Below are 22790 nucleotides of genomic sequence, written 5' to 3' on the forward strand. Positions count from 1 at the left end.
AAACAGAACCTTGATGTGCTGATTTTTTTATACAAAGACACATGAATATAAAATTTTCATCGTTAGAAACACAACTTAGACTACATTGAAAAAGCGGCTAAATCAAGAATTATAAAAAACTAAATCACCCTATTATTAACACTAATTTTATTAAAATTTTAATTGTGAACAGATTCCTTTTTTAGTACTTTTAAACCATGTTTCGTTTAGCACTTAAAATTTCTGTTTTACTTGTATTCCTCACTTTTTCCCTTATTTGGGTAAGTGATAAACTTTCAATACTTATTCATGAGAAGCAATATGATTTTTATGAACTAGCCGAAAATAACACCGAAGAAAACAATTTTGAGAGTAAGCTAAAACTACTTTTCATGGATTCAATTGAACTTTTTAATTGTTTCGAATATTACTCTTCCAATAAAGCCCGAATTAACTCTTTCGATTTATTTGTAGTCAAAGAGTTTGCTTTAAAAAATTTCACTCCTCCGCCAGAAATAGTTTAATCCCTATTTTTTACTAAAAAAACATTATTAATATATGTCCCAATTTAAAAATGGGAACATACACCTTTACTATTATCTAAACACATGAAAAATTTATTTATAGCGTTCACTATTTTATTTACAACGTCATTAATTGCACAAACCCATCAAATTATCAAACATGATGGCGAAACGATGGATATAAACTTTATTAAAACAGCAAATAATTTAGTTTACTATACGTTACCTCAAAGCGTCGAAGAAAAGACAATCAGTCAATACGCGGTAGCACAATTGAATGAAAAGTCAAAAAGTGATTCTAAAATCATATCTGAAAAAATTCAACTAAATGGAAAATCAGATTATAAAAAAGTTGTTGTACTAAAAAAACATCAAACCATAGGATTGAAAGAATCTGGGATAATTACTAGTTTTTACGGAGGAACGAAAGGAGAATCTCCTTTATCGTTTTCTGATAACGGTGAAAAACGATTAAAACAAAATGCCGCGCTTAAAGGGTCTGCATTTATTGTGATTCTATCCAATGAACTAAAAGATTTAAAAGCGGCTATTTATACCTATTAGTAAGTTTAAATCAAGTAATGAATTGACAACTTGATACTTTTATAAATAGGAATCGAGTGAATAAAAAAATCGAGAACAGATTTGTTATAAATACAATTCCTGTTCTCGATTCTTTACTTATAATATGCACTAAATACTATTATTCTATAATCAATGACTTCATATTCATAAATTCTTTGATTCCTATTGCACCTAATTCTCTGCCATAACCTGATTTTTTTATGCCTCCAAAAGGAACTCTAGAATCAGATCGCACTAATGAATTCACAAACACATTTCCCGCTTCAATTCTCCTTGCCAGTCTATATGCATTTTCTCTATCTTCTGTCCAAATTGCAGCAGCCAATCCATATCTATGATTATTGGCAATCGTTATAGCATCATTCTCATCTTTAGCTCTAATAACAGTTGCTAATGGTCCAAAAATTTCTTCCTGAAATGCAATATTATTTGAATCAACAAAATCTATTAGCGTAGGTTGAAAATTACAATCTTCGCGCTCCCCACCTACTATTAATTTAGCACCTTGCTGCAATGATTTTTCCAATTGATTTGCTAATTTCTCCGCTAAATCAAGCCGAGCCAGTGGCCCCATATTAATTCCTTGCTGTAATGGATTTCCTTGTTGCAATGATTTTATTTTTTGGGTGAAAAGCGCTATAAATTCATCCGCTATTTTCTCTGTAACAATAAATCGTTTGGCACAAATGCAAGCCTGACCTGCATTTAGCATTCTGGATTGTGTGGCAACCGTAGCTGCCTTTTCAAGATTTGCATCATTCAAAACTATAAATGCATCTGAACCTCCCAATTCCATGACTGATTTTTTAATATGTTTTCCTGCCAATGAAGCAACAGATGATCCCGCCATTTCACTTCCGGTCAAAGTAACTCCATGTACAATACCCGTCGCAATTACACTTTCGACTTGAGAAATATCAATCGGAATTTGTTGAAAAACACCTTCAGGAAAACCAGCTTCCAAAAAAGCATTTTCAATAGCTTTGGCACAACCTATAACATTGGGTGCATGTTTCAAAAGTGTCACATTGCCCGCCATAATTGCCGGAGCAGCATAACGCAACACTTGCCAAAAAGGATAATTCCAAGGCATTATGGCAAAAACAGCTCCCATTGGATCATAAACCGACATGCTTTTGAAAGAAGTATCATAATATTCATCTTTTAGCATTTTTTCAGCATTTTCGGCATAGAAGTCACAGTTTCCAGCTGATTTTTCTACTTCAGAAATACTTTCTGATAGCACCTTACCCATCTCATTGGTAATCAATAAACCTAGCTCCTCTTTCTTTTCTCTAAGAATGTTGGCTAGCTTTTTCATCCTGTCTGCTCTTTGCTCAAATGTAGTTTGCTTCCAATTTTTAAATGCGCGCTCTGACAATTGTATTTTTTGATTCAATTGCGCATTTGTCAATACCTTGTGTTCCGCTAAGACTAGCTGTGAAAACGGATTTATAGATTTAAAATCCATGTGTTTGTAATTTAAATTCTTTTAAATATGAGTTTTTAAAAATTAAGCAGCGGTTTAAATCATTTCAAATATTGATTAACTATTCCCCTACACTTAGTCATGTTTTAACTCTAGTAAAATTACAGCTATAAACGGGAAGAAAAGTTAAAAAAATTCAATAGTTAAACAAGTTTAATTTAATAAATTTTGAAAAATTATAAATCAGTAAAGACAACACTATCAAAAGTATTAAAGTTTAAATACCTTAAAATTTATTTATTGATTCCATAAAAACTGTATCCAGAAGCTCAAATACTTTTTCTTTATCTAATGGTTTTGTAATACAGTCCATAAAACCAAATTGGATCATTTTCTCTTTATCTTCAAATGAGGAATAAGCAGTTTGAGCAATAACAGGAAGTTCTGGTTTTATCACTTTTATTTTTTCGTAAGCTTGATAACCATCTAAAACAGGCATTTTTATATCCATAAACACCAAGCTAATATTTGGATTTTCGGTACAAATACTTACTGCTTCTTGTCCGTTTTTAGCTCTTAAAACGGTATGATTTTTTGATTCAATAATTTTTTTTAATAGCAAGAAATTAATGGTATCGTCTTCTGCAATTAAAATAATTTCATTGTCATAATTCCTGTAAAAAGATTTTACTTTTTTTGGTTTTATTACTTTAACCGTTTGGTCGAATTTTAATGGTATTGTAAATGAAAAAATAGAACCCAACCCCGTTGTAGAGCTTACCTTTATTTCTCCGCCCAACATTTTTACATAAGCTTTTGTAATAGACAGTCCGAGACCTAATCCAGATAATTCAATAGATCCATCGCCTTCAATTCTTCTAAATCTATCAAAAATAACTTTTAAATAATTTTCGCTGATTCCAACACCTGAGTCTTCTATCTTAAATTCTAAAACTTCTTTTTCTTTGTTTATTGAATATCCAAAAGCTACAAAACCTCTATCTGTAAATTTTAATGCATTCGTAATTAAATTAACTATAATCTGTTTCAATTTTGTTTCATCTGTTAGAATATTATTTTGAAGTTTATCCGGATTTTCAAGAATATAAAATTGAATTTCTTTGTCTTTAGGAATGGTAACCTTGATGGAATCATACAACTCTGTAATACACTTTTCTATATCTAATCCTTTATAATTAGGCATAATTTGCTTAGCATCAATTTTAGACATTTCAATAAGGTCTTCGATAATTGATACTAGACTTCCGCCACTATTTTTTATAATTTTTAAATATTCTAATCTCTCTTCTTCTTCAATATTTGTATCATGAAGCAAATCACTGAATCCCATTATGGCATTCATGGGGGTTCTGATTTCATGTGATAAATTAGCCAAAAAAGAAGATTTTAAGGTGTCACTTTCTTCCGCTTTTTGTTTAGCAATTTCTAATTGTTTCCGTTGATTGCTGTTTTCTTCAAATAGGTTTCCAATATATCCAAACTCACCATCAGATCTTTTTAAACTATTTATTGAGCTTGCATTTCCTGTTTCAAGAATACTTTTAATTAACTTTAATGGATTATAAACCCATCTTTTTGTGCAATAAACGTAGACAAAAATATTAATCAAGGAAACAAGGACTACAATAAAAAGAATCTCTTTTGTGTTAGTATAATTTAAATTGAAAGGCCTTTTAAAAAGTAATTTGACAACAACTTCATTTTTCCAATCTTTTAAATCTAGACCTACAATAACAAAATCATCTTCATTTGTAATTTCATAATCATCTGAAGCTAAATATACTTTTGAGCTACTTATATTACCTAAAGTATTCAAAAAAGATTCGTCTAAAAGTCTAGCCATAAAAAAATAACCAGAAGGTTTTGTTTTATTCTTTTTAGGATCACTAGAAGGGTGAATAGTCGCTCCAAAAACCTCAACAATACCTTCTGGGATTTTTATAAAAAATTTTTTAAGTTTAGACTTATAAAGTACTGACATCATCCCTTTTGAGATAAAATCAAGACTTTTAATCTTTGAGGAAGCTGTTTTATTTATTAGTTTTTGATCTAAACCATAAACACCAATGTAATCAGCTTCATATGATTGAAACTCCCTTAAAATATATTTATCATACCACTTTTCGTCTTTTGTTTGTGTAAAAAGGACTAATTCATCCCAGTAGGTAACATCCACAATAGTGGCTGTAGGCGTTTTAGAATTAAGTGTAAACAAGGACTTCACTTCCTTATCATATTGATTATAAGTAGTTTTATAAAAATGATGTTCTTCTTGAACAGTATAAAGGTAGAGCGAGATGTAAATTAGAAAAAAGAAAATACTTGTTGAAATTATCAACAATAGTAGTTTAGAATACGTATTTAAATTAATCAATCTCTTCATGGAATACACTCAAATATAAAAGAAAAACCAAAACACAGTTTCCGTTTTTGTAAGATATATCACTTTTTTTCTTTGGCGCAAGTTAATCTTTTTTATCATAAAAAAAAACTCCATCGATTTAAGCCAATGGAGTCCATTGCAATAAAGGTTTATTTATCAACGATATACTTTTACAAAAACCATCAAACCTTGATTTCTGGCTCTACAAAATATTTATTTTCACTTTTCGTTCAAACTTTTCCAACTATCTCAAAATATTCTCAATCTCCAATAATTCGGCTGTAGAGAAATCCAGATTTTGTAAACTGTCAATATTATTTTTTAATTGACGAACGGAACTGGCACCTATCAAAACAGAAGTAATTCGGTTATCTTTTAACAGCCAAGCCAAAGCCATTTGTGCCAATGATTGATTTCTTTGTTGTGCAATAGCATTCAGTTGAATGATTTTTTGGATTCTTTCCTCTGAAACTTCATCTGTTTTTAAATGACCATTTGGATTAAAAGCTCTTGAATTTTCTGGAATCCCTTTCAAGTATTTATCCGTTAAAAGTCCTTGAGCCAAAGGTGAGAAAGCAATACAACCCACTCCCTTTTCTTCGAGAACATCTAGTAATCCCGCTTCAGGCTCTCGCACAAACATCGAATATTTTACTTGATGAATCAAGCAAGGTGTTCCCAATCGTTTCAAGATTTCAGTAGCTTCCTTAGTTTGTTCTGCATTATAATTCGAAATCCCTGCATACAATGCTTTTCCGCTTCGAACTGCATAATCCAAAGCCATCATGGTTTCCTCCAAAGGTGTTTCAGGATCAAAACGATGCGAGTAAAAAATATCTACATATTCCAGATTCATGCGCTTCAAACTTTGGTCTAAACTAGACAACAAATATTTACGGGAACCCCAGTCGCCGTAAGGACCATCCCACATAGTGTAACCGGCTTTGGTAGTAATCACCATTTCATCACGCAGGTTTCCCTGGAAATTCTTCTTTAGGATTTTTCCAAAATTAGTTTCTGCTGAACCCGGAACCGGACCGTAATTATTAGCCAAATCAAAATGGGTAATTCCTTCATCAAAAGCTGCTTTGACAATGTCTTCTCCATTTTCAAAACTATCCACTGAACCGAAGTTATGCCATAATCCCAAAGAAATTTGTGGTAGTAATAAACCACTTTTTCCACATCTGTTGTATTTCATTTAGTTGTTTTTTAATCTAGTTCTAGTTTAATTTTTTTAGTCAGATGCGAAAGATACAAAATGTCAAATTATACTAAAAAAAACACCTACCGGTTTTTTAAACTTTAAATACAAACTACAATAAATCAAAAAACCACCTTCTTCAGGTGGTTTTTTGATTCTTATAAAATACTATAAAGGAATATTTCCGTGTTTTCTATTCGGAGTCACACTAACTTTATTTTCGAGCATACTAAATGCTTTTATCAGTTTGCGTCTGGTGTCTTGCGGTAAGATTACCTCATCTACAAAACCGCGTTGTGCTGCTGTGTAAGGATTCGCAAACAAATCAGCATATTCAGCTTCTTTTTCCAAGAGTTTTGCTTCATGGTCTTCGGCTTCGTTGATTTCTTTCTTGAAGATAATTTCAGAGGCTCCTTTGGCTCCCATCACCGCAATTTCGGCAGTTGGCCAGGCAAAATTCATGTCGGCACCAATGTGTTTCGAGTTCATTACATCATACGCACCTCCATAAGCTTTACGTGTAATTACGGTCACTCTCGGTACGGTTGCTTCGCTTAAAGCGTACAATAATTTCGCACCATGAACAATGATTCCGTTCCACTCTTGATCGGTTCCCGGTAAAAATCCCGGTACATCTACCAAAACTAATAAAGGAATATTAAAACAATCGCAAAAACGAGTAAATCGAGCTGCTTTCTTCGAACTATTTACATCCAGACAACCCGCTAAAATCATCGGTTGGTTTGCGATAATCCCAATACTTTTTCCTCCCAATCTGGCAAAGCCAACAAGGATATTTTCGGCATAATTTTTATGAATTTCAAAAAACGAATCTTCGTCAATAATTCCACCAATCACCTCGTGCATGTCGTACGGTTTATTGGGATTATCCGGAATAATAGTTGCTAATTTGGTGCGAACTTCATCATTCAGTTCATAAGGTAAATTGTGTGCTTTTTCTTTGTTGCTTTGTGGCAAATAACTCAACAAGCGTTTCAAATCTTCCAGACATTCCACATCATTGGTCGAGGTACAATGCGCCACACCAGATTTAGTAGAATGCGTGCTAGCCCCACCCAATTCCTCTGAAGTTACCGTTTCATTGGTTACTGTTTTTACTACATTCGGACCAGTAACAAACATATAACTGGTATCTTCAACCATCATCGTAAAATCAGTCATGGCTGGAGAATACACAGCTCCACCAGCGCAAGGCCCCATGATAGCCGAGATTTGTGGAATTACTCCCGAAGCTTGTACGTTTCTATAAAAAATATCGGCATAACCGCCCAAAGAACGAACACCTTCCTGAATACGTGCTCCACCAGAATCATTCAATCCAATCATTGGCGCCCCCATTTTGACTGCCATATCCATAATTTTACAGATTTTCTCAGCATGGGTTTCGGATAATGAACCACCAAAAACCGTGAAATCCTGTGCAAAAATATAAACCAATCGCCCGTTTATGGTTCCGTATCCTGTAATAACTCCATCGCCATAATACATTTCAGTTTCCATTCCAAAATCAGTTGTACGGTGGGTTACCAGCATCCCAATTTCTTCAAATGAACCTTCATCTATCAAATAATTAACACGCTCTCTTGCCGTCAGCTTTTTATTCGAATGTTGTTTTGCAATTCTATTTTTACCTCCACCTAAATGAGCTTCGGCAATTTTATCGTTTAATGTACTTATTTTGTCTTTCATACTATTCTTTTTTTAACCGCTAATTCGCTGATTTTATTTAAAACCATTATTTTAATGTAGTAAGCGTACGATTTTTTGATCTTCAAAATACTGTTTCAACGCTACCAAAGCAGCGATTTCAGCTTCTTGCGCCATTTGTTTTTTCAACACATCGGCATTGTAATAGTTTTTTACAAAATGCGTGTCAAATTTTCCGGAACGAAACGCCTCGTGTTCAAAAACAAATTTTCCGAAAGGCAACGTTGTCTGCACACCTTCCACACGATAGTCTTCAATAGCCTTTATCATAATTTGAATCGCTTCTTCACGAGTTTCGCCATAAGTGATTAATTTGGCTAACATTGGATCGTAATAAATGGGAATATCCATCCCTTGCTCAAAACCATTATCCACACGAATTCCTTCACCAACAGGTAATTGATATACGTCCAAATGCCCTACACTCGGCAAGAAATCATTCATCGGATCTTCGGCATACACACGTAATTCCATCGCGTGTCCTTTTATTTTCAAATCTTCTTGTTTGATTGTCAATGCTTCTCCTATTGCCACTCTTATTTGCAGTTCGACCAAATCGGTTCCGGTAATTAATTCTGTAACGGGATGTTCTACCTGCAAACGAGTATTCATTTCCAAGAAGTAGAAATTATTATTTTCGTCCAATAAAAACTCAACGGTTCCAGCCCCTAAATAATCACAGGATTTGGCAACCAAAACAGCAGCCTCACCCATTTTTTTACGCAATTCCGGTGTTAAAACCGAAGAAGGCGCTTCTTCTATTACTTTTTGGTGACGACGCTGGATGCTGCATTCTCTTTCGAATAAATACAACACATTCCCATGACTATCAGCCATAACTTGAATTTCGATATGTCTTGGTGAACCCACATACTTTTCTATAAAAACGGAACCATCTCCAAAAGCAGCAATCGCTTCACTAATAGCGCGATCCATTTGAGATTCGAAATCAGCTTCGCTTTCTACGACACGCATTCCTTTTCCTCCACCACCTGCTGAAGCTTTAATCAGTATTGGAAAACCAACTTGCTTCGCAATGACTTTTGCTTTTTCGACATCAGTAATGGCTTCGTCAAAACCGGGAACCATTGGAATATTGTATTGCTTAACGGCATCTTTGGCCGCTAGTTTACTTCCCATGATTTTTATCGCTTTCGACTTTGGTCCAATAAAAATAATGTTGTTTTTCTCTGCTTCTTCAGCAAAATCAGCATTTTCACTCAGGAAACCATAACCAGGATGAATGGCGTCTACGTTTAAAGATTTCGCAACCTCTATGATTTTACTTCCCAATAAATAGGATTGACTTGAAGGGGCGCCTCCAATCCAAACGGCTTCATCAGCAAATTTTACATGCGGTGCATTTCTATCGGCAGTAGAATAAACTGCGACTGTTTTAATGCCCATTTTTTGTGCGGTTTTCATCACCCTGATGGCGATTTCCCCTCTATTGGCAACTAATAATTTTTTCATATTTAATAAGACTAAAAGAATAAAGACCGCTTCGCTGCAAGAGCAAAGAAATATAAATTCTTGGTTCTTTTTATCTTGTATCTTTTATCTCTACTCGAATTCAATTAACAACTGTCCTTTATCCACGGCATCTCCCATCACTACCGAAATGGTTTTGATAACGCCATCTCGCGGAGAAAGAAAACTGTTTTCCATTTTCATGGCACCCAAAATAATCAGGTTGTCGTTTTCTTTTACAGTTTGACCTACCACAACACTGATTTCTAAAATCAATCCGGGCATAGGTGCTTTGATAAAATTAACTTGTTTGGTAAGTCCCGTTTCGAATCCCATTTCCTTAATCAAAATATCCAAAGGATTAGAAATGGCAACGGTATACGTGTTGTTGTTTACCTTGACGGTGTAGTTTTTTTGAAGAAAATCAGAAGTGATGATTTCCGCTTGATAAGGAGTGTTTTCGTGTAAAATATGGAACTTATTCGTTTCCACACGCACAGCATCCAGTTGTGAAACACTTTCCTTTTCCAAATCAAAATGAAAAGTGTCGTTTACATTAACTTTATAACCAATACTCATTTGTTTCTATTTTAGAATCGTAAAAATAAGTAAAAGAAAACGTTTTCGTAAAGCTAAAATTAAGTTTTATGCTAAATAGGTATAGTTTAGGCAGAAAAATTTATAACACTAATAATCCGAATTCTCTAAGAGTTTTAATTGGTTTGGAGTACCAAAACAATTCGAAGTCCTCCAAATGTGATTCGAAATCAGCTTTAACTTCTTGATAATTATAAATTTTAACATTCGAAACAGAGATTTTCTGTAACATTTCTACCAACCATTCCCCTTCCTTTTTATTCGTTTGAACGCTGAAACTTTCCTTTTTATCATGGAAAGTCAAAGTCATCATTTCCCAGGAATTCCCTTTTTTGGATTTAGTAAAATGTTCTGTAAATGGCTTCCCGCCTAACCAAACGATTTTTGCTGTAGGCTTGATGTTGAAATCATCGTCTTCTTGCAAAGCGTCAAAAATAAAATCAAGTGAAATTTTAGTTTTTGGAATTTTAAACTCAAACCAATCCTGCAACTCATAATCAAAACAGATTCCGTGCATAAAATTGAACAAGGATTTCTTGAGTCCAAAACTGAACTTATCATGATCGATTCCTGTGGAATCGGTATAATTAATATCGTTATTGGCGAAAGCTCCAATCGCTTCGGTTTCCTTTACCACACCGAATTTCTCTGGATATAAGCCAACAGGACTATGCGCGGTCATCGCAAACTGATGCCAAAATCCGGATTGTAATACACCAACTTCAAATAATTGACGAACCATTTCCAGACTGTCCACGGTTTCCTGAATGGTTTGTGTAGGATAACCGTACATCAAATAGGCATGAACCATAACGCCAGCTTCGGTGAAATTCCGGGTGACTTTCGCCACTTGTTCGACAGTTACGCCTTTATCAATCAATTTTAATAATCTGTCCGAAGCGACTTCAAGACCTCCGGAAACGGCTATACAACCAGAAGCTTTTAGAAGTAAACACAAGTCTTTCGTAAAGCTTTTTTCGAATCGAATGTTTGTCCACCACGTAACCGCTAATCTCCTGCGAAGGATTTCGAGTGCCAAAGCGCGCATCAAAGCCGGAGGAGCAGCCTCATCTACAAAATGAAATCCGTTCTCGCCCGTTTGAGCAATCATTTCCTCCATTCGGTCGCACAATAAATTGGCCGCAACGGGCTCATATACTTTTATATAATCCAAAGAAATATCACAAAACGTACATTTTCCCCAATAACAACCATGCGCCATGGTAAGTTTATTCCAACGTCCGTCGCTCCACATGCGGTGCATTGGATTCACAATTTCGATAACCGAAATGTATTTATCCAAAAGCAAATCAGAATAATCGGGAGTTCCCACTTGTGATTGTTTGTAATCGTGTTTTAGAGAATTATTTTTGTAAACGACTTTTCCGTTTTCTAAAAGGAATGTTCGTTTATATTGCTTCTCGACTGCGCTCGAAGAGACAGCGTTTATTAGTTCTTCAATTGGTGCTTCGCCATCATCCAATGTGATAAAATCGAAAAACTCAAAAACACGAGCATCCGAAAGCGAACGCAATTCGGTATTTGGGAAACCACCGCCCATTGAAATTTTAATACTCGGATAATGCTTTTTCACCCACTGTGCAGAACGAAAAGCCGAGTATAAATTCCCTGGAAACGGAACCGAAATCAGAAATAATGTAGGTTGAATAGTTTCTATTCTCTCTTTTAGAATCGAAAGAAGTAAGTTATCAATATAGGTTGGTTCTTGTTGCAAGGCTTCGTACAACTCGTCAAAAGAATTGGCACTTCGCCCCAAACGTTCTGCATAGCGACTGAAACCAAAATTAGCATCAACACATTCCACAATAAAATCAGAGATGTCTTCAAGGTACAATGTCGCTAAATGCTTTGCTTTGTCCTGTGTTCCCATGGTTCCAAAAGCCCAATCGAGTTCTTCCAATTGCGCAAATCGGGATGCTTCCGGCAAGAAATCTTCCTGACAAATTTGAAGTGCCAATGTTGGATTTTTTCCTTGAAGGAAAGCAATTACGGGATTGATTGTTTTTAAGTACTCCTCTTTTAAAGCGAAAATCCTCTTGGAATTATCTGAAATAGTTTCGCTAGGAACTTGAAACCTGAAATTTGAAACCTGAAACAAATTTAAAAGTCCTTCTTTCGAAAACAATTTCAAAATCACTTCGATACCCAAATCCGCTTGAACGGACTCAATGTTTTTGGTATTCAAAAACCCTTTGATATAAGCAGTTGCCGGATACGGGGTATTCAGTTGGGTAAAAGGGGGCGTGATTAAGAATAATTTGGTTTTCAAAAGAAATAAGTTTGGTGCAAAAATAAGGGATATTTATTGTTTTACAACAAAAGAAACAACTTGTAGTTATTTGAGTAAAATTGCGTAATTAATTGAATTAAATCTCTCGAAAAACAATGTCATTCCTGCATTTTAACCCTTACCATTTCAAATATAAAATTCATACAAAAATTAATATTTTTCATGCTAAAACCCTTATTTTTTATTTACTTTTGTTAACAAAATTCCCACAATGAAGCTTAAAGTCCTGCTGCTGTTTATTATATTTCACCAATGTGTTGTTGTTTTTTCTCAAGAAAAAAATCCAAATTCTTCCAATAAAATTTTATTGGAAGATAAAAATGGTCATATAATTCAAACTTTGGATGAGCAAAACGAGTTTTTGAAAATTCGGGAAGAAAAAAGAAAAAAAGAAATCCTGAATTTAAAAAAAGCAAATCTGAGTTTGAAAGCAACAGCTACACAACAAGCTGTAGAAATGTGTACCAATGGAAGTTTCGAACAATATGAAACTATCAGTGGAAGTAGTTCCCTCAAGAATTTTCTTTATACCATAGGTGACCCTCCTGGACCAACGCAATGCCGCTCTATTACCAATACCGCCGATTCATACATCAATCGGTTTGACCCTAATAATTTGAGTATTATGGCGACTGGTGTATCTTCAAATTTGGTTGATCCTTATATGGGAGATATAAAAGCATTCGATCAATATGCCATTAAAATTAATCATGAGAACTCATCTACTTATGGCTCAATTGTTCAGGGTAAAAGGTTTAAAACTAATAATGAAAATTATCTAAAATTCAACTACAAAGCAGTATTACAAAGTGTATATGACAATAGTCACACTGACAATCAAGCATTTGTAAAAGCAAGAATTCTAAATAAAAACGGCGTTGTCGTAAATGAATTTTGTTTAGTAGGTGACGAAAAAAATTGCATTTTCACCAAAGTTCCGAGTCAAACTTCTTCTTACGTCACTTTGTATACTGCCAATTGGCAATCTGGAATACTGGATATTTCATCTATACCTAACAATGAAGAATTTACCGTAGAATTTATGGCTTCAAGATGTGGATTGGGTGGACATTTCGGATATCTGTATGTAGATGATATTTGCTTGCTGCATTCTACAGAAAATTTACAAGGATCTGTAGAACTAGATCCTTTGGATAAAGTTTGTCCTAGTTTACCGATTTCGGTATGTGGAAATTATACCATTCCTAATTCTGGCGGAATTTCTGCATCAGTAAAAAAAATCACTTTAAATGTTTATAACAGTAATAACGTATCCGTTTATAGTACATCTACAACCTCAAGCTTAGACACAACAAATAAAAAGTTTTGTTTTACACTGAATGCCACTGATTTTCCAAATAGTACCAATGCTAATTATAATGTTGGAGTACAAGTAGATTATGATATTTCTGGAACTTCCTGTGCTGGGACTACATTTAATTCGGCCACAGATCCTGATGCGAATTCTGGTTGGGATATTTCTTTTTTAAATTGTACTTCAAGTTGCAATATTAATGTAACAACAGCAAAGATATCTCAATGTGATGCAAATCGCGACGGGAGTGAAATTTTTGATTTATCTAAATTAAATTCTTTGGTAGTAACGACTACTACAGGTTTAAGTTTTAGTTATTACAAAAATTACAATGATGCGGAAGCTAACTTGAATGCAATCTCCAATTTCTCAAGTTATCCAAGTTCAAGCACTTCTATTTTTGTTAGAGTGAGTAAAGATGCCACTTGCTACAAAATAATTTCTGTAAGTTTAGAGGTGAAAAATCCAACGGCAAATATTACAGGTATTCTAAATGTTTGTTCAGGAAGCACTGTATTAACAGCTTCTTCAGGATCATCCTATTTATGGAGTACAGGAGGCACTTCGCAAAGCATTTCGGTAACTTCGACAGGAAATTATTCTGTTACTGTTACTGATTCTTTTGGATGTAGTAGCGATGCTAGTGTTTCTATAGAACCTAGCCAAACTGCTGTTTCACCAATTTTGCAAATCACTCAACCCTCCTGTTTTTCTACCACAGGAAGTATAAAAGTGACTTCAGCTGCATCACAATATAGTTTTGATGATGGTTCAACTTGGAGTACAGACGACACAAAGAGTAATTTATTTCCTGGAACGTATTTAGTGAAAATAAAAACCATAAATGGATGTACTTCTTATTCTCAAAGTGTAACCATTACAGCTGTGTCAACTTCATATCCAAATTATAACTATACCAGTCCTTTATTTTGTGGGGATTTAGGTAGTATTGCTATTACGACGCCATCTGCATATTATAGTTTTGATGATGGAGTAACTTGGGTAAATTATGCAACCGCTACCAATCTTTCACCAGGAAGTTACAAAATTCGTACAAAAGATTTACAAGGTTGTATTTCTTCAGCTAACAATGTACTTATTAGCAGCACTACGCTAGAAACTCCAACTTATACTACTATACAGCCTGCTTGTAGTGCTACAGGAAGCATTACTATTAATACTATTTCAGATTTTTATACTTTTGACGGAGGCACAACTTGGATTACAAGCAATGCCATGAACAATTTAAGCTCCGGTAGCTATTCTTTAGGGATAAAAAATGCTTTGGGTTGTACTTCCTATTATACCTACGTTTATTTAAATGATTTTCAATATTCCTATCCTGAATATACTACAGAGCAACCCGTTTGTGGAAGCAATGGAAGGATTACTATTACTACAGTTGCAGATTCCTATAGTTTTGATAATGGTGTAACTTGGACTAACAATAACGTAGCTAATTTACCCTATGGAAACTATCCGGTAAAAGTAAAAAATAGTGCAGGATGTATTAGCGCTGCTAATTATGTTTATTTATACCAACCCTACTTGTTTACACCAATTATTAGCATAGAACAACCAACCTGTGGTGTAAACGGAAAAATCACTGTTAATTCATTATCAGATTTTTACAGCTTTGACGATGGAGTAACTTGGACAAAGCTCAATAATAAATCATTACCTCCGGGGTATTACAACGTAATTATAAAAAATAGCATTGGTTGCACTTCCTATCCAACTGGTATTTATTTAAACAATCCAAATATAGCGGAACCTACTTTTACTGTTATTCAGCCAACTTGTACTACTACAGGAAGTATTACAATAAATGCAATTGCAGATTTTTACAGCTTTGACGGCGGGTATACTTGGGGAACCACACCTACAGTATCAAATATAAATTCTTATGGATATTACAACATTTCTATAAAAAATAGTTTAGGATGCATATCACAGAATATTGGCATTCCAATTAATAACCCTAGTCTTCCAGATCCCGATTATACAATTACTAATCCAAGTTGCGGAAAGATTGGCAATATTACATTCAACAGCACTGCAGATTACTATAGTATAGATTATGGCACAACTTGGAGTACCAATCCTATTTTTAATAATTTAAGCCCAGGATATTACTATCTATTAGTAAAAAAAGCAGATTGTACATCCAAATACATTTCTGTTTATTTAGATTCCGCTCATTTAGCACCACCAAAATATGCGATCGTTCAACCAGTTTGTGGTACAAAGGGATCCATTACCATCACCACTACTGCAGATTTCTACAGTATCGATGGACAAAATTGGGTTACAAGTCCTACTTTTTCAAATCTTTCTTCTGGCTATTATTACCCTTCCATAAAAAATGCCCAAGGTTGTATTTCTAACTCGAATTCTGCAAATATTCAAACTTTTTATCTTCCTAATCCTATTTTTACATCAACTCAACCCACTTGTGGAAACGGAGGAAGCATAACTTTTACTACTACTGCAACACAATACAGCATAGATGGAGGTAATACATGGAACACCAATCCTGTCTTCACTAATCTTAATTCCAGTTTTTATTATTTAGTGGTAAAAGATGCAGCTGGATGTACTTCCTATCCTTATGGTACTAACACAAATTTAAATCCATATTATTTGCCAAATCCCGATTTCACATTCGTCCAACCAACTTGCGGTACCAATGGAAGCATTGCTATTGCAACAGTTGCAGATTCATATAGCTTTGATGGTGGTAGCACTTGGACAACAAACCCCTCCCTTACTGGAATAACGTCGGGATATTACAATATTGTTATAAAAAATGCAACCGGCTGTAAATCTAATGGCATATCGATATACATTAACCCTTTTTATCTTCCGAATCCAAATGTAAAAGTGATACAACCAAGTTGTGGAAATGGAGGAAGTATTACCATAACTACTCCTGCTGATCAGTATAGTTTTGATGGAGGTACAACTTGGACTACCAATCCTATTTTACTTAATCCTGCATCATCATCCTATACTATTGTTATTAAAAATACAACTGGTTGCAAATCACAGTCGCAATACTACTACATTAATAAATATTATTTACCCACACCAAATGTAACTTCCATTCAGCCAACTTGTAGTTCTCCTTCTGGAACTATAATAATAAATACTACTGCAGATCAATACAGTTTTGATAATGGTGTAACTTGGACTACAAATCCCATAAAGAAAAATCTAGCTGGCGGTTCCTATAATATAGTAATAAAAAACACATTAGGTTGTATCTCATACGGCAGTTATGCCTATATTAACACACCGCCTGCCATTCCTCCAGCACCCGCTGTACAGATTGTTCAGCCCTCTTCTTGCGGAGCAACTGACGGTAGCATAACCATAACTACAACTGCACTAAGTTATAGTTTCAATGATGGAAACAGCTGGACAACAAATCCAACAAAAATAAATGTAGGAGCTGGTACGTACATTATTAAAATCAAAACAAATTCTTATAGTTGCGAATCAACAACAACAGTTGTAAATTTAAGTTCAGGCACTACAATTGCTGCTCCTGCTTATACTTCAACCCAGCCGAATTGTAGCTCTGCAAAAGGTTCTATTACTATTACTACAACTGCTGCAACATATAGTTATGACAATGGATTAACCTACGTTTTTTCGAATACAAAAACGGATCTTTCTCCAGGAATTTATTTTATAAAAATTAAAAATTTAGCTGGTTGCGTTTCGGATCCTGCCACAGTCACTATTTCACCATTATCAGCGCTTCCTGCGCCTGCCTACAAAGCAAGCCAACCAGATTGCACCAACTTTACAGGGTCACTATCCATCGATACCGTAGCCGATTTTTACAGCTTTGATAACGGAATCACGTTTGGAACTTCAAACACAAAATCCAATGTAGCACCAGGAACATATAATTTAATGATTAAATATAATTCTGGTTGTATTTCTCTTAGCGCACCCGTTACCATAGATGCTGCTCCCACAATTCCAGCAGCACCACAAGTTGTGGTTACAAATCCTATTGGTTGCACATCATCAACAGGTAGCATTATGGTTTCTACTGTTGCAAATCTATATAGTTTTGATGATGGTGTAACTTGGAATACGAGCAATACTGCTAGTTTATCTCCAGGAAATTATTTAATCCGAATAAAATATACAAATGGTTGCCCTTCGATTGCCTATGCTGCAACCATCAATACACCTCCAAACGCACCTTCAACTCCAATCTTAAACGTTTCTCAACCTGTGAGTTGTAGTAATCCGTTTGGTTCTATTTCCATTACAAGTGCCGCTTTCCAGTATAGTTTTGACAATGGCACAAATTATTCGACCAATCCAATTTCAGGAAATTTAGCAGCTGGAACCTATTTAGTTCGGGTTAAAAATAGTAGCGGTTGCGAGTCTGTAGCATTATCTGTAAAAATTAATGCTACAACTGATTATCCAGTAAATCCTGCATTTACAACTATTCAGCCAGACTGTAATAATCTTAAAGGGACTATTATAAATACCCATATTGCCGCAGAATATAGTTTTGACAATGGAGTTACTTGGAAAACAAATACAATTCAATCTAATCTTGATCCTGGAACATATTATATAAAAGTAAAAAACAGCATTGGTTGTGTTTCAAATGCTACCACAGTTATACTAATTCCTTTTACAAGTATTACTCCGAAACCTACATTAACAAATCCTCAAACCTTCTGTATCCAACAAAATACAACCTTGAGTTCAATTGCAATTACGGGTCAAAAAATAAAATGGTATGACGCTCTAACAAATGGAACACTTTTATCAGACACAACTCCATTACAAAACGGAATAACTTATTACGCCTCGCAAACCATTAATGGTTGTGAAAGCATGAGAATTCCAGCTCTTATAAACATCCAAAACACACCTGCTCCAACTGGAAATGCAAATCAAAGTTTTTGTATGAGTCAAAATCCTACGGTAAGTTCGATTGTAACTTCAGGTAACAACATACAATGGTATAATAGTATTGGAATTCTTTTATCTAGTTCAACCCTTCTAGAAGATGGCCAATCCTATAATGCAACTCAAACGGTAAATGGTTGCGAAAGTTTGAGCAAATTAGCTGTTACTATTACGCTAATAAACACTTTACCCGCAAACAATCATGCAGAATTGTTATGTGATGATTTGAATGACCGTTCTGAAAAAGTAAATTTATTAGACTATAATTCGAAGCTAATTTCAGATATTTCAGGATATACATTTTCTTATTATTCAACTAGTTCAGGTGCAGAAAATCAATTGGCAGCCAATCAAATTAATACCTTTTCAAATTACAACTTAGTCGTAGGTGACAACAAATTCTACGTTCGAATCAACTCGAATACGCCTTGTTATGCTGTTGTTGAATTAAAACTAACTCTCCTCTCAAAACCAATTATTTCAATTCAGGACATTGTACCCATTTGCGAAAACAATACAATTATAATACATGCAGATGTCGGCTATGACTCCTATTTATGGTCAACTGGAGCAACAACACCATCCATAATGGTATCAACTCCCGGTAATTTTTCAGTAACAGTAACCAATAATTATAGTACAATTTCTTGTTCCAGCACAAAGAATTTCGAAGTAAAGAAATCAAACATTGCAACAATTACAGCTATTGAAACTAAAGACTGGACTGATAATGAAAATATAATCACCGTTTTTGCATCAGGTGAAGGTGATTTCGAATATTCAATTGACGGTATTCATTTTCAGGATAGCAATCAATTTTCGGCATTATATAGTGGTGAATATACTGTACATGTCAGAGATAAAAATGGTTGCGGAACAGCTACTGATGCAGTCTTTTTATTAATGTATCCAAAATATTTCACGCCAAATGGCGACGGGTTTAATGACACTTGGAATATTAAATTTTCAGATTTAGAAACAAACTTGACTGTAAAAATATTTGACCGTTATGGAAAATTATTAAAAGTACTAATCCAAAATAGTGCTTGGAACGGAACTATGAATGGACACGAAATTCCATCAGATGATTATTGGTTTGTAGCAACTAAAACTGATGGAAAAGAATACAAAGGTCATTTTAGTTTGAAGCGATAAGTATTATTTTCCTAAACATATCTTAAACCAAAAAAACATAACTTTACTTTTTATTACTTTAGCGACAAATTTAGAAACTCAAAACATGCCAACCGACTGTATCAGCTATCAGAATTCCGGATATTTTTCTACTTTAATGAATGATTATTTAGAGGACAAAAGCAATCTTCAATCTTTATACCATCGTTTTCCAAATCTTCAAAACTTTGGATCACAAATTCAGGAGAAAAAAGCGAATTTTAATGATACATCCAGAGCTACTTTAGTTTCTGTTTTACAAAAACAATATGCAACAGTTGAAACTTCGGCTTTAACAAATCAAAATATTGCCGCTTTAGCCAATTCCAATACATTTACAGTGACCACTGGTCATCAGTTGAATTTATTCAGCGGACCATTGTATTTTTTGTACAAAATTATTTCGACCATTAATTTGACAACTGAGTTAAAATCGAAATATCCTGATTCAAATTTTGTTCCAATTTATTGGATGGCAACGGAAGATCATGATTTTGAAGAAATCAATTATTTTAATTTTAAAGGCAAAAAATTCCGTTGGAACAAAGAAAGTACAGGTCCCGTTGGCCGATTGTCTACTGAAGGTTTAGCTGATTTCCTTGAAGTATACGCACTGGAATTAGGTTCCAGTACAAATGCAAATACGCTCAAAAAACTGTTTGAAGATTCTTATCTTAATCATGATAATTTAGCCGATGCTACTAGATTTTTGGCTAATGCGCTTTTTAGTGCGTATGGTTTAGTTATTTTGGATGCAGATAATCAGGATTTGAAACGCAACTTCATTCCTTTTGTAAAAGAAGAATTGCTTCACCAATCCTCCCATAAATTGGTATTGGAAACCGCCGAAAAACTAAAAGACTATACGATTCAAGTAAATCCTCGTGAAATCAATTTGTTTTATATTGAAGATAATTTACGCGAACGCATCATTTTTGAAAACAATACCTACAAAGTAAATCATACAAAAATTGAGTTTTCTGAAAGTGAAATTTTATCACTTTTAGATAATCATCCAGAAAAATTCAGTCCTAACGTGATAATGCGTCCATTGTATCAAGAAGTGATTCTCCCTAATTTATGCTACATCGGTGGAGGTGGAGAAATTGCGTATTGGTTAGAACTAAAATCCTTTTTTGCTGCAGCAAAAATAACTTTCCCAATGCTGTTACTTAGAAACTCTGTGCTATTGGCTACCGAAAAACAAGCTAAAAAAGCAGACAAACTAAATTTGAGTTGGAAAGATTTATTTTCAAAACAAGCCGATTTAGTAAATACTAAAACCACAGAATTATCGGATTTCCCAATCGATTTAACGCATTTGAAAGAACAATTGCAAAAACAATTTATCGCCCTTTATGAAGTGGCGAATAAAACAGATGAATCCTTCATTGGAGCTGTAAAAGCACAGGAAGTAAAACAAATTAAAGGATTAGAAAATCTGGAGAAACGCTTACTGAAAGCACAAAAAAGAAAGTTAAGCGATATTTTACAACGCATTACCGACTTGCAAAACGAATTATTTCCTAACCAGAGTTTACAGGAACGTCAAACTAATTTTTCAGAATTTTACCTAGAAAACGGCGACAATATTATTCCAACATTGATCAAACAGCTCAAACCACTAGACAACAAATTCGACATTATTGTACTTTAATCAGATTACGGTTATTTGAATGCCGAATTTGTAAAAATAATCAATAAAAAAATACTATTTTTGCACAAAATTTAAAAAACAAAAAAAATGGCTACTAATAGAACATTTACAATGATCAAGCCTGATGCTGTTGCTAACGGACACATCGGAAACATACTTGCAATGATTACTAATGCAGGTTTCAAAATCGTTTCTTTGAAATTAACGCAATTAACTGTTGCTGATGCTCAAGCATTTTATGAAGTTCACGCTGCAAGACCTTTCTACGGTGAATTAGTAGAATTCATGTCAAGAGGACCAATTGTTGCTGCTATTTTAGAAAAAGATAACGCTGTTGAAGATTTCAGAACTTTAATTGGTGCTACAAACCCAGCTGAAGCTGCTGAAGGAACTATCCGTAAAGCTTACGCAACTTCTATCGGAGAAAATGCTGTTCACGGTTCTGATAGCGATGAAAATGCAGCTATCGAAGGTGCTTTCCATTTTGCTGGAAGAGAGCAATTTTAATTTATGATTGAAGATTAACGATTTTTGAATTAAGATTTAGAAAATCCTATAAATAGAAAATCCCGTTTCAAAATTGAAACGGGATTTTTTTATATCAAAAATCTAAAATCGTTAATCAACAATCTAAAATCACTACCTCAAAACCACATCTTTAACCACATCACGACGCAGTTCTTCATTAATCATAGCTACAATTTTAGATCTACCGTGACTTAATTCTTCTCTTAATACTGAAGAACTCAACTCCACATACAAAGTGCTTCCTTTCAAAACCACATTTTTAGTGTAATTATTCACACCATTCCCCATAAGATTTTTCCACGCATCTTTAACATCAATTTGATCCATTCCGGGTTGAAGTTTATTCACTTGGATAATTTGTTTCAAAACATCCCCTATCGTACTTTGATTATTCAGCCTTTTTGCCATCGCCCAGTAAATTTATTGGTATTGCTTTCTTATAATGATATTCCATTTTGTCCTTGTTCAGCAATACTAATTCTTCCTCTGACAAAGCAATTAACTCCTCACTCCATTTCATATAAGATGTGGAATAATCCAAAAATACTTTATCATCGGCAAATCGCACCGCTACGTTTTCATATACATCATTCACTAAAAAAGTTCCGTCCAATTGTGGCATCACTTTCTTCCGAATCCCTTTATTGTCGCTTATTTTGAAAAAATCATAACTTTCATTCATGCCATAATCCTTGTCTTTCCCAGCATCAAAAACAACTTTTTCAATTTCCCAATATCCGTTTATTTTAGAAATGTCTGCAGGCTTAATCTTTTGCTGACACCCTACAAAAAGGAATGCTATAAAAAAAATGCTAAGTGTGTTTTTCATATAATTATTATTTTTAGGAGCTAATTCCTGCTGTACGCTATATCTTTTTCTTGCTATTCTTCCTTTCGTCAGAATAGCAAGAAAAAGGATGCCGCTTCCATCAGGGC

At 34.3% G+C, this 22790-nt stretch carries 14 protein-coding genes; 5 read left to right on the forward strand and 9 right to left on the reverse strand.

Annotated elements, in window-relative coordinates; translation table 11 throughout:
- Positions 1-197: 197 nt before the first annotated feature.
- Positions 198-503 carry a hypothetical protein gene (locus tag QLS65_RS09305; protein ID WP_282717016.1) on the forward strand — a complete coding sequence of 102 codons (306 nt, stop codon included), beginning with the start codon at positions 198-200 and terminating at the stop codon, positions 501-503.
- Between the two features lie 84 nt (positions 504-587).
- Positions 588-1067: a hypothetical protein gene (locus QLS65_RS09310; protein WP_282717018.1), complete on the forward strand. Its 480-nt coding sequence runs from the start codon at positions 588-590 to the stop codon at positions 1065-1067.
- Positions 1068-1206: 139 nt separating this feature from the next.
- Here the strand turns inward: QLS65_RS09310 and QLS65_RS09315 are convergent, their stop codons facing one another.
- From QLS65_RS09315 to QLS65_RS09345, 7 genes are all read right to left on the reverse strand, one after another.
- Complete coding sequence (locus QLS65_RS09315) at positions 1207-2559, reverse strand: NAD-dependent succinate-semialdehyde dehydrogenase (RefSeq protein ID WP_282717020.1); 1353 nt, start codon at positions 2557-2559, stop codon at positions 1207-1209.
- A gap of 244 nt (positions 2560-2803) precedes the next feature.
- Positions 2804-4921: a response regulator gene (locus tag QLS65_RS09320; protein WP_282717022.1), complete on the reverse strand. Its 2118-nt coding sequence runs from the start codon at positions 4919-4921 to the stop codon at positions 2804-2806.
- A 244-nt stretch (positions 4922-5165) separates the two neighbouring features.
- Positions 5166-6122, reverse strand: coding sequence for an aldo/keto reductase (locus QLS65_RS09325; protein ID WP_282717024.1), 957 nt, complete (start codon positions 6120-6122; stop codon positions 5166-5168).
- Positions 6123-6293: 171 nt separating this feature from the next.
- Positions 6294-7835 (reverse strand): acyl-CoA carboxylase subunit beta, encoded by a 1542-nt coding sequence (locus QLS65_RS09330; protein ID WP_282717026.1) that lies wholly within the window; start codon positions 7833-7835, stop codon positions 6294-6296.
- Positions 7836-7886: 51 nt separating this feature from the next.
- Positions 7887-9326, reverse strand: a complete 1440-nt coding sequence (accC, locus tag QLS65_RS09335) for an acetyl-CoA carboxylase biotin carboxylase subunit (protein ID WP_282717028.1) — start codon at positions 9324-9326, stop codon at positions 7887-7889.
- Positions 9327-9416: 90 nt separating this feature from the next.
- Entirely contained in the window at positions 9417-9902 is a 486-nt protein-coding gene (locus QLS65_RS09340; protein ID WP_099715929.1) for an acyl-CoA carboxylase biotin carboxyl carrier protein subunit, read from the reverse strand.
- A 100-nt stretch (positions 9903-10002) separates the two neighbouring features.
- On the reverse strand, positions 10003-12210 hold the full coding sequence (locus QLS65_RS09345) for a B12-binding domain-containing radical SAM protein (RefSeq protein WP_282717032.1): 2208 nt from the start codon (positions 12208-12210) through the stop codon (positions 10003-10005).
- Between the two features lie 232 nt (positions 12211-12442).
- Here QLS65_RS09345 and QLS65_RS09350 point away from each other — a divergent pair, with 232 nt between their 5' ends.
- The 3 genes from QLS65_RS09350 (at position 12443) to QLS65_RS09360 (ending at position 21833) form a co-directional block, all read left to right on the forward strand.
- Positions 12443-19651 (forward strand): T9SS type B sorting domain-containing protein, encoded by a 7209-nt coding sequence (locus QLS65_RS09350; RefSeq protein WP_282717036.1) that lies wholly within the window; start codon positions 12443-12445, stop codon positions 19649-19651.
- Between the two features lie 85 nt (positions 19652-19736).
- The gene (gene bshC, locus QLS65_RS09355) at positions 19737-21326 is read left to right on the forward strand and encodes a bacillithiol biosynthesis cysteine-adding enzyme BshC (protein ID WP_282717042.1); all 1590 of its coding nucleotides are present in this window, start codon (positions 19737-19739) and stop codon (positions 21324-21326) included.
- Between the two features lie 87 nt (positions 21327-21413).
- Positions 21414-21833, forward strand: a complete 420-nt coding sequence (locus tag QLS65_RS09360; protein WP_113634352.1) for a nucleoside-diphosphate kinase — start codon at positions 21414-21416, stop codon at positions 21831-21833.
- A 132-nt stretch (positions 21834-21965) separates the two neighbouring features.
- Here the strand turns inward: QLS65_RS09360 and QLS65_RS09365 are convergent, their stop codons facing one another.
- Positions 21966-22262 (reverse strand): DciA family protein, encoded by a 297-nt coding sequence (locus QLS65_RS09365; protein ID WP_099715934.1) that lies wholly within the window; start codon positions 22260-22262, stop codon positions 21966-21968.
- Entirely contained in the window at positions 22243-22683 is a 441-nt protein-coding gene (locus tag QLS65_RS09370; RefSeq protein WP_282717047.1) for a hypothetical protein, read from the reverse strand. Before QLS65_RS09370 ends, QLS65_RS09365 begins: the two co-directional genes overlap by 20 nt.
- Positions 22684-22790 lie beyond the last annotated feature (107 nt).

The organism is Flavobacterium algoritolerans, assembly GCF_030010385.1.
Lineage (GTDB): Bacteria > Bacteroidota > Bacteroidia > Flavobacteriales > Flavobacteriaceae > Flavobacterium > Flavobacterium algoritolerans.